Genomic DNA, 12811 nt, shown 5'->3' with positions numbered 1-12811 from the left:
GGAATCCCTTACAGACTAAGCGCATAATGGCTCCTCCCGTAGAACCATTTTCAAAAAACAGACAGAACCACTTAATGAGAATGCCTTTGGTAGAAATGCCCGAGCTGAAGCTGGACAGTGATTGCGGGACACCGCTGTTCGACCAGCTTTACCAGACCATCAGGCAACGGGTTCTTAACCGGCTTCTCAGCCCCGGAACTCGCCTGCCATCCAGTCGCAATCTGGCCAGACAACTGGGTATTGCCAGAAATACCGTGATTGCAGCCTATGAGCAGTTGATCGCAGAAGGTTATCTGGAATCAAAATCCGGCTCAGGCACCTTTGTCACCGAAGAATTACCGGAAGCCTGGTTTCAGGCAGATACACAGCCCTCTTCTGCACGACAGCCATTACAGACCATTGAATTGTCGAATTACGCAGACGTTATAAAAGGCGAGAACATACGCGAAATGGGTTCGAACCAGGGCTTCACTGTAGGCATCCCTGATCTGAAAGCGTTTCCTGCAAAATTATGGAATAAAGTTTCAAACTCTATTCCCCAGGCAGGACTGACAGAACTCATGGGGTTTCAATACCCTCAGGGGCTACCCGAACTGCAAGAGGCAATAACCGATTATGTCCGAAGCTCCAGGGCAGTTCGTTGCGAACCTGACCATGTCGTTATTACCCAGGGCGCACAGCAGGCTCTGGATTTATGCGCCCGTCTGTTTTTAAACCCCGGCGATCCCGTCGCCATGGAAAATCCCGGCTACATTGGCGCCCAGCGGGCCATCAATGCAACAGGCGCCCACATAATACCTTTACCAGTCGATGAACAGGGCGTTGTTGTCAGCGCACTTGAACAGCTGCATCCTCCTCCAAAGCTCGTTTATGTAACCCCCGCCCACCATTATCCTCTGGGTAATGTCATGTCGTTACAGCGGCGAACCCAGCTACTCAACTGGGCTACCACTCATAACAGCTGGATACTGGAAGATGACTACGACAGCGAATACCACTATCAGAACCGGCCACTTGCCTCATTGCAGGGGCTCTGCGAAAACAGCAGGGTGATTTATATCGGCTCGTTCAGCAAGGTACTGTTCCCGGCCCTGCGCCTGGGGTATACGATCCTGCCCCCCAGCCTGACCGATGTGTTTACCAAGGCCAAAATGGAACATAGCGGTGAAACGCCTGTACATATTCAGGCAACGACAGCCGCCTTTATCCAGCAGGGTTATTTCAGCAACCATCTGAAACGCATGCGAGTACTTTACGCCAGAAAACTGGACACCATGCTGAACGCCTGTGAATTGTTAAAACCCTGGTGCAAAGTCCATGCACAGGGTGCAGGTATGCATCTGGTACTTGAGTTCATAGCTGATATTTGTGAAGAATCAATCGTCAGCCAACTACTAAAAAAGCGAATCTACTGCTCCAGACTAAGCCAGTACTACCTTGGAAAACCGGAAAAGTATGGATTGGCACTAGGGTTCGCTAATAGCAGTGAGTCAGAAATAAAGCATAAAGTGGAACAGATCGCTTTAATCATTCAGGAATATAAACAGCCATGAGCGCAAGAAACATTTTTTCACGGTAAAAAACCAAGAGAGCCTGAAGCTGGCTCTCTTAACCATTTTAAACCCTGATCTTAACTTTTCTTGCTTTTACGACTGCTTTTCTGCAGGGATTTTGGCTGACGGGTAGCCATACTTTCCATACCACTCACCCCGGAAGCGATTTGCTCAATTTTGCCTCCGGACTTCAGAAATTCAGCAACTTGCTCTTCAATGGATGCAGAATCTTCAGTGTTTTTATTCTGATTACGGTCGTCAATGAGAGAGATTGATCTTTTAGACATTATTTAACTTCCCAATTGGCTCAAGGAACCCACACCATTCCAGAAAACGCTGAAAAAAGTGTGATTCTTGGGCGTTAGACTACTCCTTACCCGCTAAGTTCAATCCTTAAGACAATACTAAGCTAAAAAACCATTCTGGCAATCAGAATTAGCTTTAAACAGGGTTCCTGTTCATACCAGGGGGAATTAATTCAATACTTTATAAACAGCCATGAGCGCAAGAAATTTTTTTCGTCACCCTTGGTGATGAAAAATTTTCACGATAAAAAAAGTCCCGATCCGGAAACCGGGGTGCATATGGAGGAATGTTAATTAAAAAACCCCTGCTTTTCACTGACGAAGATGACAACCAAAGCCTAATTCACGACCCTGGACAGCGGTTTTAACCACTCTCTTATAAGAGCTGGCCAAGCTGACTTGTTCATCCAGTTTAACAAACGCTTTACGCTGCTTTACTGCTTGAGTTTTCATCACATGTACTCCTGTTTGCCTACATGTAATGCAGTATTCAGACGATGCTACACCTTAAATCGCTACACCTTAAATCGACACCGCCTGCTGGCGATGAATTGATTCCCGAACGACTTCCTGCACATAAGGATGCCGGTCGTTCATAGCCTGAGAGTAAAAGCCTGCTCCTCCTGTCTCCATAGCCAGCACAGTCTCCCAGGCCAGCCCCCGTGTTCGGAAGCAAAGATGATTTCGGGCAATATGCAACAACAGTTCAATACTGCTCTCATCACCCAGAGCCTGTAAGGCTCTGAAAATAGTGTTACGCAGACTCAACTCATTGACCTGACCGATAACCGCCTGCTTCTCAACATCAAAATAGTACTGAAGTTTTGTTTCTCTCGGGCGAGGCAGAATCAGGTTCACTGAAATGGACAAATCATCCAGCGAATACTGGGATACCCCACCACCTTGTCGTGGTCGTAGTCATAAATAACCGTTCGGTACCCTGATCCGAAATAACTGCAGGTCAGGAAATCGAAGTTATGGTCATGCCCGTCGTAATACGACAACAGCTCATCAGCAGCCAGCTCCCTTATCGGTAACCAGACAACAGCCCGGATAGCGTAATAGGAACCATAGTGCAGTACAAACGTGGGCGGCTTATAGTCATTATCCTTCTGGAAATCAGCTTACAGAAATCAGCAAACGCAAAACCTTCCCGGCTCATTAACTGCTCAGCCATTGCGATCATCCGGGCAATAGTCACTGGAGAGAACATACGCACCAGCCTGTCCTGCATACTTACAAAAGCGCAGCAATACTGGCACTATTCGAATAAAAATCACTACTCGTTCAATAATAAACAAGCAAGCAAGGTAAGCGACGTGAGCAAAATAACAGAATTTGCCCCCATGCCAGACGACCATGGTTATTTTGGCGACTATGGCGGTGCAATGGTTCCTCCTGCCCTGGAAAAAGCCATTGCCGATGTTGAAAGCGCATACAGAGAAATTCGTAACGATCCTGAATTTCGCAAAGAGCTGCTTGATCTCTACAAACACTACGTCGGTCGTCCAAGTCCTGTCTTTTATGCCAAGCGGCTGTCAGATCATTTAGGTGGTGCAAAAATCTACCTGAAGCGTGAAGACCTGAACCACACTGGCGCTCACAAAATAAACCACGCTATTGGCGAGGCGCTGCTTGCCAAATATATGGGCAAGAAGAAAGTCGTTGCCGAAACCGGTGCAGGCCAACACGGCGTAGCTATGGCGACAGCCTGCGCTCTGGTTGGCATTAACTGTGAAATTCATATGGGGCAGATCGATATTGAAAAAGAAGCCCCGAATGTTACCCGCATGAAAATACTGGGCTGCAAGGTTGTCGCCGTTACCCGAGGCACCAGAACATTGAAAGATGCTGTAGACAGCGCCTTCGAAGCTTACCTCCGGGATCCTGAAAGTCAGTTGTATGCTATTGGCTCTGTTGTCGGCCCACACCCATTCCCAATGATGGTTCGTGATTTTCAGCAGATTATTGGCGAGGAAGCTCGTGATCAGTTTCAGGAAATGACCGGCACCCTGCCAGACTACCTGATGGCCTGCGTTGGTGGTGGCAGTAACGCTATCGGGCTGTTTACAGCCTTTCTGAAAGATGAGTCCGTTAATATTATTGGTATAGAGCCTGCTGGCAGGGGGCTGGACACTCCGGATCATGCAGCCACATTAACACTGGGCAAACCCGGTGCCGTACACGGCTTCAAATGCTATGTATTGCAAGATGATGCTGGCGAGCCTTTACCCGTACACTCCATCGCCTCTGGTCTCGATTACCCCGGTGTTGGACCACAGCATAGCTATTTAAAAGACATTGGCCGTATTAGCTACCAAAGCGCCACAGACCAGGAGTGTCTGGATGCTTTTATGACTCTATCCAGAAAAGAAGGCATTATCCCGGCGCTGGAAAGTGCTCATGCCGTTGCGGGAGCCATCAGGCTGGCACCTGAACTGTCAAAAGACAAGAGTATTCTGGTCAACCTGAGTGGACGGGGCGATAAAGATATCGACTATGTTGTACAGCAACTCAACCTGTAACCAACAACGGCAAGGTGCATAACATGCACCTTGCCTCTGCATTTATAAAAACAAAAAACCGGGAGGAAGCCCCCCCCCGGTTCAGGAAGCAACAGATAAAGCTGTTTTAGCGGTTGTAACCTAAACGCTTACGTTCTTTCGCGTTCATGTAAGGGTATGGAGCAACGTAAACATCTTCAGGTACTTCGTACTCATCGCGAGCAGCTTCCAGCTCTTTCATCATAGCTTCGCGAACTTCTTTGTACTCAGGGTTTTCAAAGATATTATTCATCTCATACGGATCAGTATTCAGGTCGTACATTTCGAACAGGCCTTTGCCGTCGTTTTCTGAATAGAAGTGAATCAGCTTGTAATCTTCCGTACGAACACCATCATGACGAGGAACGTTATGAGCGCCCTGCATATAGTAGTGGTAGTAAATACGGGAGCGACCTTCCTGCCACTGCTCATCGGTCATATCACCTTTCAGAACATCCAGGAAAGAAAGCCCCTGCATTTCCTCAGGAGCCTTCAGTCCCGCAGCGTCCATAAATGTCGGACCATAGTCGATATTCTGGATCATTGCATCCGGTCTTAACCCCGGCTCGATATTACCAGGCCAGCTAATGATGAATGGCATTTTCAGACCTTCTTCATACATATAACGCTTTTCAGCCCAGCCGTGTTCACCGATAAAGAAGCTCTGGTCAGAGCTATAAACAACAATGGTGTTATCGACCACGTCGTTTTCTTCCAGCCAGTCAAGAATACGACCAATGCTGTCATCCATACTGACAACCGTTGCAGCATACTCTTTCATAAAGCGCTGATACATCATGCTCGTACGGGGCATTTTTTCTTCAGGGGTCAGCTTTCTGTATAAACGCTTATAAGGCTCGGTCTGAATCTTTTCCCAGTATTCCGCATTCATATCGTCATAAGCATCGTGCCATGCCTGACGCTGCTCTTCAGTCATGCGGTTCATCCAGTCGTCATGCGCCCAGCGCTGGTGCTTGTTCATGCTGGCAAACCAGTCTTCGCGGATTTTTGCACGTTCCGGGGTCGTAGCAACTGGAGGGAAGGCGTTAATACCCTCATGGGTCATACCATACAGTTCCATCCAGGCTTCTTCTGCATGATCACCACGGGTGGAGTAATCGTCATGCAATGTTTCTGGCTCCGGAAACACATGATCCTTAAAGGTTTCCAGATGTTCAAGTGATGGGCGGCGAGGTGTATGGGGAGCTTTGTACTGAACTTTCAGCAGGAAAGGCTGGTCGTCGTTTCGGGTATTTTCCAGCCACTCAATAGACTTGTCGCTGATAATGTCTGCGGAATAACCTTCTACTGTGTAGCTTTCACCTTTGTTGTTAATAAACTCAGGCTGATAGAACGTTCCCTGACCACCCGCACCCTTCAGTACGGTAGAGTAACCAAACTCATTCACTGGCGTTGGCTGCATGTGCCACTTACCGATCAGAGCTGTCTGATAGCCTGCCTCTTCCATCAGCTTGGGAAAAATAGTCTGATTTGTATTCCAGCGAGAAGTGTTGTCTATCACACCATTCATATGAGAGTGCTTACCGGTCATTACGGTAGCACGGCTTGGCTGACAGATAGAGTTAGCAACAAAGGAGTTCTGGAACAGGGCGCCGTCTTTCGCGATCCGGTCGATATTTGGAGTCGGTACCAGGTCAGAGCCGTAGGAGCTGATTGCTCGTGTAGAGTGATCATCTGAGAAGATAAACACAATATTTGGCTGTGCCTGAACCGCTGTAGCAGCTTGTACAGACAGGGCGGCTGCCGTCAATAAGGCCCCTGCCCCTGTTAAAAACGCAGATCGAGTGAAGTCCATTGTATTCCTTTCTGTGTGAAGAAATGACTTGCCAATTCATTGAAACTTTTCGAGTTATGTACAACTTCAAAGTCAACCTGCAACACCCATGTGGGCTTTTCTTCCAAAATGATGACTTTTGTGACTCAAGTCAACGTTAAGACATTTTCTAATCAACCCTATAAAATTCAATAAAATCAGCGAGAAGAGCACTAAAAACCTCTGCAGAAAGCATCAAATTCTTTGAACTTATTCATCAAATCAAGAGATGTATATAATATTCAAACAGCAAGGCAGCTGCTTAAACATTTCTACGAAATAGCAATACCCATGTTTTATACAGCCCTGCCAAAAACAACTTTAATACCTGAACCTATCAGCACAACGAGTTCAGCTTTTGTCAGATGCTGCCGAGATGCCACAAGCGGCTAACATCATCTCCTGAGGCGATCTTCAGGCTATTCAGCAATGCGTAATGTGCATAGACAGATATGTTCATATCGTTTTTTTCTTTGACCCGCTGCAGGAGTACTCTTATTCTGAAAAAAATCAGCATTTATAACTGCGAGGCACGAGCGTTGAAAAAAATTAAGAACGAAACCGAGTTGGTCCGTGAAGCACTGCGAATTGGTGCCATCTATGTTGAAAAGCGCAAAGCCGGTAAGTTTGAAGAAACGGATTCTTCCCGCCAGAAAATCGAGTACCTTTACCGCCTGCTGGTACACGACAAGTTGATTCAACCTCTGGTCAAGGGACAGGAATCCGAACCGAACATGAAACACAAACTGGCTTTGTGGATTTCACGGCAGCTGCCCGAAGGGCATCCCTTGTTGAAATAAGCGAATAGTTGAAATAAGCAAAAGCAGGAAACTGACCTTAAAAACCAGTACACTGGCTGCCCTTTCACAATCTGCACTTGACTACCGACATGCCTGCCAACCTGAAATGCCCCGTCTGCTCGCAGCTTTTACAACAGTTAGACAACGGGGCTGCATGTACCAACAATCACCGTTTCGACCGCGCCCGTCAGGGTTATCTGAACCTGCTGCCCAGCCATAAAATGCGCAGTAAACACCCGGGAGATGACAAGCAGATGGTGCAGGCGCGTCATCGTTTTCTGGACAGCGGTTGTTATCAGCCGGTTGTAGACGCCCTGTCAAAAGCCACCCGGACAGCAGTGAACGGCGTTGAACATCCCGTAATTCTGGACGCCGGTTGTGGCGAAGGTTATTACACCGCCCTGTTACACGACGCTTTTCCACAGGCATCGGTCTGCGGTTTTGATATATCCAAGCCTGCCATTCATGCCTGCTGCCGTCGCAGCAAAGACATTCAATGGCTGGTTGCCAGTGTTAATGACATTCCTGTTACGGACAATCAGGTTGATGTCATTATCAGTGTATTTTCCCGCTGTGACTGGAAAGAGTTCAGCCGGGTTCTCAAGCCTGGTGGCAAAGTCCTGGTTCTGGCACCAGGGGAACAACACCTGTATGCACTGCGCCAGGTTATCTATGAGGAAGTTCGCCCCTATCCGGTAGACAAGCTGGTCAGCCAGTTGCCAGAGCATTTCAGCCTGCTGGAAAAAGGTTCTGTGACAGGTACAATGAAACTGGATTCGTCAGAGTTAATTCTTGACCTGTTGGCCATGACACCGCACTACTGGCATGTAAAGCCGTCACAAAAACAACAACTGTCTGAGCTGACATCGCTTGAGTGTGGCATTGATATGAAACTCTACGCCATCGCCTACCAACCTGCAGAGAGTTAAGATTTTGATCAATATTGACGAGATCGAATGGGACGAATGGACTCATGGTGAACAGTATGGTGTTCGTAGCAAATGCCTGAGCGACAGCGCAGGCGGACTGGCCATTGCCACCCGCATGCAGGAGCTTGAACCGGGCAAACAGTCAACGCCACTGCACTTTCACACCGCAGAAGAAGAGCATCTGTTCATCGTTGAAGGCGAATGTACCCTCCTGCACGGCGAGGAGTGCATTCACATGATTGCTGGCGACTATGTCTGCTTTATGCCCGGTGATGACCGGGGGCACGCCTTGCTTAACCATTCTAAAGGCATCTGTCGTTACCTGATTATCGGTCAGCGCGACCAGAATGACACCGTCGTTTATCCCGAGGAAGGTCAGGTGCATGTAAAGGCGCTAGATCAGATCTTCTACGACAACTGACATTTATTTCGGCTTTCCACTATTTTATTGTTCAGCGTCAATTCCTTACACCTGACACAAGGGTATAAATGTCAATATAGACATTAGCTTTTGTTGTCATCTGTAAAGGAGAGGTCGCCATGAACACATCACTAAACAACACGACCAGCAGCAATGACACCTTTATGAAGTATGCTCCCAAAGCGGTTGCACTGCTTTGTCTGCTGACGGTTATTTCTGCTACCTCCTTTCTGACCCGGGGCTGGGCTCTGATGGACTTCAATATCGCCACACTGGCGGCTCTCTCTGCCCTGGTTCTGCTGTTGAACATTCAGCTCGCCAGAGGGGAAACAATCAACCCAAAAAAGCAATTACTGACCCGGATTATGCACCGCTGCAGCTATGTGCCTTACCTGTTCGGCATTTATCTGTTCCTGTTTAAAGGTTTCTGGAGTCTGACTGTGATGGTGAACTCCTTTTCAGTCATGCTGGCGGTAATGAGTCTGTTTTACCTGATTTGCGGACATTTTGTCGTTAATGCCGGTTTTCAGAGCTGTCCAATGGCAAAGCTGAAGGTAAAGAGATAATAAAGGGGCGGGTGCGTCCCGCCACTTGGAACCTGCCCTGATTTCAAGGATACTCTCCCACCTTTAGCTGTAGCCCCTGAAATCTTCTATGACATCGACCCAAGTTCCTTTCACCATCTGGTATCTGGCTATGGAGCATGAGCATGAGCATGTAAAAAAACCTCTGTCCGGTGCTCGCTTCAAGATTCGTGAATGCCTTGAGAAACAGTTTGAAATCAACCGTTTTTTCTACCAGTTTGTAGGATGCCACTGGGACTGGACCGACAAATTGAGCTGGGATGATGAGCAATGGCAGGCTTATGCAGAAGCTCCAGATCGTCGAACCTGGATCGCTTACGTCGATGACAGTCCCGCCGGTTATTTTGAACTGAGCAAAAATGAAGACAATGTCGTCGAGCTTGACTACTTTGGTCTGGCCAGCCGTTTTGTTGGCCGTGGGTATGGTGGAGGCTTTCTGAGCTTTGCCATTGAGGCGGCCTGGCAATGGGGCGCTCAGCGGGTGCAGGTCAACACCTGTTCAAAGGATCACCCTGACGCTCTGGCGAACTATCAGGCCCGGGGATTCAGCCTCTACAAAACCATTACCAGGTAACTCCAACAGACTTATGGCTAAAACCACAAAAAAACCGGCAGTTTCTGCTGAAACCAGAGAAGAAGCGTTAAAGATTGCCAGGGCTACCCAGAAACCCGGACAGACCAAGGAACAGACCCGCCTGATTGCCATGGGCATCCAGAAAGGCATTGACCAGTACAAAAAACAGCAGAAAGCTAAAGCACGGGAACTGGATCGACGTCTGAAGACGATTAAACGCCACAAGGAAAGCGAACCTGTCGTTGAAAAAATCACCGAGACAACAACCGCTGTCGTTTACCGACAAAGCAAATTACCCTGGGTATTGCTTGGCCTGAGCTGGGCAGGCATGGCAGGCTACCTGTACTATCTCACCCTTTAAAAAATCTTACCGACCAGAAGCGAACATAAACCAGTAATGATCGCTATTCCGGCAAGATTGAGAATCAGGCCACTGCGTACCATCTGCCGGATCGACAACAGACCGGAACCAAACACGATCGCGTTTGGTGGTGTCGCAACAGGAAGCATAAAGGCACAGCTGGCTGCAATGGCAGCCGGTATGGCCAGCATCTGCGGGTCCATCCCCAGCGAAACAGCAAGGGCGCCCAGCGGGGGCAGAAAGGCAGCCGTGGTAGCAGTATTGCTGGTAATTTCAGTCAGGAAAATAATCACCGTCACCACCAGCCCGATCGCCATTAATAAAGGCATACCTTCCAGGATATTCATATTTCCGGCGATCCATTCAGCCAGGCCGGTTTTGCGGATCATCGCTGCCAGACTCAAGCCTCCACCAAAGAGCAATAAAACGTCCCAGGGCAGTCGCTGAATATCTTTCCATCCCATCAGAAACGCCAAATTTTTCCAGCGTACCGGTATAACAAACAGGGCAATGGCACCGCACAGGGCAATTGTTGTGTCTGTCAGAGGAATACCGGGAAAATGCCGAAGAATTAATGGTCGGAATATCCAGCCAGCTGCCGTCAGAAGGAAAATAGTGGCAACTGCCTTTTCAGCTCGCGAAAGCCCCCCCATTTCAGTCAGCTGCTGTTTCAGGGAATGCCTTACCGTTTCGTTGTCTTCCGTACGCAGGTTGTAGCCGCCACGACTCAGCCACCAGCCAGTCACTATCAGCATCAACACACTGGTCGGCACACCAATGATCAACCACTGGGCAAAACCCAGCTCAATGCCATACTGTTCCTGCAAAAAGGCAGCCAGCAATGCATTAGGCGGTGTGCCAATCAAAGTGGCAAAGCCGCCGATGGAAGCGCCATAAGCAATCGCCAGTAACAGTGCGCCGGGAAATTCACCCTGATTCTGGTGGTGATCCCGCATCATGGCAATGACCGACATGCCGATCGGCAACATCATAATGGCAGTAGCGGTATTGGAAACCCACATGCTGATAAACGCCGTAGCCACCATAAACCCTGTCACCTGACGTCGCTCTCCGGTACCGCAGGCCAGCATGGTATGCAGGGCAATGCGTCGGTGCAGGTTCCAGCGCTCCATGGCCAGCCCCAGTATAAACCCGCCCATAAACAGAAAAATGACCGGATGAGCATAAGGAGCAGCCACCTTGTCGAGACCGGAAAGGTTCAGTAACGGTGCCAGCAGCAATGGCAACAGTGCAGTGACAGGTATTGGCAGAGCTTCAGTGGACCAGAACACCGCCATCATCATCGCCAGGCCAGCGCAGCGCCAGGCAGGGTCACTCATACCTTCCGGAGCAGGAACAAACAGGGTGATTCCCAGCAATAAGACCCCCGACACAAAACCAATAAGCCAGCGGGTCGCTCCCAGTTCTGTGTCAACCGTAGGTGCTTCATCTTCCGAAGGGGGGTGAGACATGTTGTTTTCCTGATGATCACTCTGTAAATGTGTCGGTCAATGGCCAGATCTATTGAGCTACCGCTGTCCGTAATGTTTAATGACCGAACGCCAGCCCCATTACACCTTAGCAGGTATAGAGAAACAGCCCTTCTCAATTCTGGGCGCATCGGAATACAGGGCAGGGAAGCACATAACAAAAAGGCGAACATAAAGTTCGCCTTTTCACAATCACTTTTAAAAGTGAAATTACAGCAGCATGGTCGCGTACTGTGGCATGCCTTTAGCCTGTGCCAGAACAGAAGTACCTGCCTGCATCAGCATCTGGTTAGAGGTCATCTCCACAGTCTGGGAAGCGAAGTCAGCGTCCAGGATGCGGGACTGGGCAACACCCAGGTTCTCTTCGATGTTGGACAGGTTAGAGATGGTGGATTCCAGGCGGTTTTGGACGGCACCGAGGTTGGCGCGCTGGTCATCAACCTGAGCCAGAGCACCGTCCAGAATCTGAACAGCCTGCTGAGCACCCAGAGTAGAAGTAATATCGATATCTTTCAGGCTCAGAGTTTGCTTGTTTTCGGCAGTTGTTCCTGTCAGGTCGCCAGTAATCACGACACCTTCTTCATCAGATACGATAGAGAACGCACCTTCAGATTCATGAACAGTCACACCAGAGATACTGGCATCAGCGATACCTTTGTTAATCGCACTGGCCAGAGTCTCTGCAGTATATTCAGTATCACCTTCCTCAACACCGTCAATAACTACAGCTTCACCATCAAAGTTAATGGTTACGTCATCACCATCATTACCTGGAGTACCATCCGGGTTTACCTGAGTCAGAAGAGCAGTCACCTCAGCAGCTTCAAAGGTAGCAACGTTAGTTACCACTTCACCTTCCAGTGCAGAAGCAGACATATCAGCAATACTAAACTCGATGGTTTCATTAGCATTGGAACCGATCTGGAATGACAGGCCACCGTTCTCTTTGCTAACAGAACCATCCAGCAGGTTAATACCAGCGAAGTTAGTAGTCTCAGCAATACGATCCACTTCTTCTACCAGAGACTTTACTTCCTTCTGCATCGCCTGACGATCTTCCAAAGTGTTGGTGTCGTTAGCAGACTGCAAAGACAGATCACGCATACGGTTCAGAATGGTGGTGTTCTCGGTCATGGCACCTTCAGCAGTCTGAGCCATGGAGATACCGTCGTTCGCGTTGCGCTGAGCAACGGACAGACCGTTCATCTGCGTTTCCATACGATTGGAAATCTGCAGACCCGCAGCGTCGTCGGAAGCGGAGTTGATGCGCAGGCCGGTAGACAGCTGCTGCATGTTGCCGGTCAGGGCGGCCTGGGACTTAAACAGGTTGTTCTGCGCCATCATGGCAGAAGCATTTGAGTTAATGGTGATCATTACCTACTCCAGTACATCTTAACAGGATCTAGCATTACGCTTT

15 protein-coding genes are annotated in these 12811 nt (G+C 48.8%); 8 read left to right on the top strand and 7 right to left on the bottom strand.

Features of this window, described 5'->3' with window-relative positions; genetic code table 11:
- Positions 1 to 74: 74 nt before the first annotated feature.
- Positions 75 to 1553 (top strand): MocR-like pyridoxine biosynthesis transcription factor PdxR, encoded by a 1479-nt coding sequence (gene pdxR / locus V5J35_RS14960; protein ID WP_354007907.1) that lies wholly within the window; start codon positions 75 to 77, stop codon positions 1551 to 1553.
- 77 nt (positions 1554 to 1630) lie between these two features.
- Here pdxR and V5J35_RS14955 read toward each other — a convergent pair whose 3' ends face one another.
- The 4 genes from V5J35_RS14955 to V5J35_RS14940 all read right to left on the bottom strand — a co-directional run bounded on the left by V5J35_RS14955 (position 1631) and on the right by V5J35_RS14940 (position 3071).
- Positions 1631 to 1840, bottom strand: a complete 210-nt coding sequence (locus V5J35_RS14955; protein ID WP_354007906.1) for a hypothetical protein — start codon at positions 1838 to 1840, stop codon at positions 1631 to 1633.
- A 330-nt stretch (positions 1841 to 2170) separates the two neighbouring features.
- Positions 2171 to 2311 (bottom strand): hypothetical protein, encoded by a 141-nt coding sequence (locus V5J35_RS14950; protein WP_262564558.1) that lies wholly within the window; start codon positions 2309 to 2311, stop codon positions 2171 to 2173.
- A gap of 69 nt (positions 2312 to 2380) precedes the next feature.
- On the bottom strand, positions 2381 to 2728 hold the full coding sequence (locus tag V5J35_RS14945) for a hypothetical protein (protein WP_354007905.1): 348 nt from the start codon (positions 2726 to 2728) through the stop codon (positions 2381 to 2383).
- A 157-nt stretch (positions 2729 to 2885) separates the two neighbouring features.
- The gene (locus V5J35_RS14940; RefSeq protein WP_354016424.1) at positions 2886 to 3071 is read right to left on the bottom strand and encodes a hypothetical protein; all 186 of its coding nucleotides are present in this window, start codon (positions 3069 to 3071) and stop codon (positions 2886 to 2888) included.
- Between the two features lie 106 nt (positions 3072 to 3177).
- On the opposite strand from V5J35_RS14940, the gene trpB reads away from it, so the two are divergent.
- Positions 3178 to 4383, top strand: a complete 1206-nt coding sequence (gene trpB, locus V5J35_RS14935) for a tryptophan synthase subunit beta (protein ID WP_354007903.1) — start codon at positions 3178 to 3180, stop codon at positions 4381 to 4383.
- Between the two features lie 106 nt (positions 4384 to 4489).
- Here the strand turns inward: trpB and V5J35_RS14930 are convergent, their stop codons facing one another.
- A complete protein-coding gene (locus tag V5J35_RS14930) occupies positions 4490 to 6217 on the bottom strand; it encodes a sulfatase family protein (protein ID WP_354007902.1) in 1728 nt (575 codons plus the stop codon).
- A gap of 557 nt (positions 6218 to 6774) precedes the next feature.
- Between V5J35_RS14930 and V5J35_RS14925 the strand changes: the two genes are divergently transcribed.
- The 6 genes from V5J35_RS14925 to V5J35_RS14900 all read left to right on the top strand — a co-directional run bounded on the left by V5J35_RS14925 (position 6775) and on the right by V5J35_RS14900 (position 9904).
- Entirely contained in the window at positions 6775 to 7035 is a 261-nt protein-coding gene (locus tag V5J35_RS14925) for a DUF5062 family protein (RefSeq protein ID WP_354007901.1), read from the top strand.
- A gap of 89 nt (positions 7036 to 7124) precedes the next feature.
- Complete coding sequence (locus tag V5J35_RS14920; RefSeq protein ID WP_354007900.1) at positions 7125 to 7964, top strand: putative RNA methyltransferase; 840 nt, start codon at positions 7125 to 7127, stop codon at positions 7962 to 7964.
- Between the two features lie 4 nt (positions 7965 to 7968).
- Positions 7969 to 8385: a cupin domain-containing protein gene (locus V5J35_RS14915; protein ID WP_354007899.1), complete on the top strand. Its 417-nt coding sequence runs from the start codon at positions 7969 to 7971 to the stop codon at positions 8383 to 8385.
- A gap of 119 nt (positions 8386 to 8504) precedes the next feature.
- Entirely contained in the window at positions 8505 to 8951 is a 447-nt protein-coding gene (locus V5J35_RS14910) for a hypothetical protein (RefSeq protein ID WP_354007898.1), read from the top strand.
- A gap of 88 nt (positions 8952 to 9039) precedes the next feature.
- The gene (locus tag V5J35_RS14905; protein ID WP_354007897.1) at positions 9040 to 9543 is read left to right on the top strand and encodes a GNAT family N-acetyltransferase; all 504 of its coding nucleotides are present in this window, start codon (positions 9040 to 9042) and stop codon (positions 9541 to 9543) included.
- A 13-nt stretch (positions 9544 to 9556) separates the two neighbouring features.
- Positions 9557 to 9904, top strand: coding sequence for a DUF2956 domain-containing protein (locus tag V5J35_RS14900; RefSeq protein WP_354007896.1), 348 nt, complete (start codon positions 9557 to 9559; stop codon positions 9902 to 9904).
- Here V5J35_RS14900 and V5J35_RS14895 read toward each other — a convergent pair.
- Together V5J35_RS14895 and V5J35_RS14890 are read right to left on the bottom strand one after the other, a co-directional pair.
- Complete coding sequence (locus tag V5J35_RS14895) at positions 9901 to 11376, bottom strand: SLC13 family permease (RefSeq protein WP_354007895.1); 1476 nt, start codon at positions 11374 to 11376, stop codon at positions 9901 to 9903. The two genes, V5J35_RS14900 and V5J35_RS14895, sit on opposite strands and share 4 nt — an antisense overlap.
- Positions 11377 to 11604: 228 nt before the next feature.
- Positions 11605 to 12768, bottom strand: coding sequence for a flagellin (locus tag V5J35_RS14890; protein WP_354007894.1), 1164 nt, complete (start codon positions 12766 to 12768; stop codon positions 11605 to 11607).
- Positions 12769 to 12811 lie beyond the last annotated feature (43 nt).

Source organism: Endozoicomonas sp. NE40 (genome assembly GCF_040549045.1).
Classification (GTDB): Bacteria; Pseudomonadota; Gammaproteobacteria; order Pseudomonadales; family Endozoicomonadaceae; genus Endozoicomonas_A; species Endozoicomonas_A lisbonensis.
This window is presented reverse-complemented; position numbering and strand designations above follow the sequence as displayed.

Bases quoted from the DNA above. Each gene is read 5' to 3' on its own strand.
- pdxR (WP_354007907.1), top strand. From the start codon at position 75: ATGAGAATGCCTTTGGTAGAAATGCCCGAGCTGAAGCTGGACAGTGAT.
- V5J35_RS14955 (WP_354007906.1), bottom strand. From the start codon at position 1,840: ATGTCTAAAAGATCAATCTCTCTCATTGACGACCGTAATCAGAATAAA.
- V5J35_RS14950 (WP_262564558.1), bottom strand. From the start codon at position 2,311: ATGAAAACTCAAGCAGTAAAGCAGCGTAAAGCGTTTGTTAAACTGGAT.
- V5J35_RS14940 (WP_354016424.1), bottom strand. From the start codon at position 3,071: ATGTTCTCTCCAGTGACTATTGCCCGGATGATCGCAATGGCTGAGCAG.
- V5J35_RS14930 (WP_354007902.1), bottom strand. From the start codon at position 6,217: ATGGACTTCACTCGATCTGCGTTTTTAACAGGGGCAGGGGCCTTATTG.
- V5J35_RS14920 (WP_354007900.1), top strand. From the start codon at position 7,125: ATGCCTGCCAACCTGAAATGCCCCGTCTGCTCGCAGCTTTTACAACAG.
- V5J35_RS14910 (WP_354007898.1), top strand. From the start codon at position 8,505: ATGAACACATCACTAAACAACACGACCAGCAGCAATGACACCTTTATG.
- V5J35_RS14905 (WP_354007897.1), top strand. From the start codon at position 9,040: ATGACATCGACCCAAGTTCCTTTCACCATCTGGTATCTGGCTATGGAG.
- V5J35_RS14900 (WP_354007896.1), top strand. From the start codon at position 9,557: ATGGCTAAAACCACAAAAAAACCGGCAGTTTCTGCTGAAACCAGAGAA.
- V5J35_RS14895 (WP_354007895.1), bottom strand. From the start codon at position 11,376: ATGTCTCACCCCCCTTCGGAAGATGAAGCACCTACGGTTGACACAGAA.
- V5J35_RS14890 (WP_354007894.1), bottom strand. From the start codon at position 12,768: ATGATCACCATTAACTCAAATGCTTCTGCCATGATGGCGCAGAACAAC.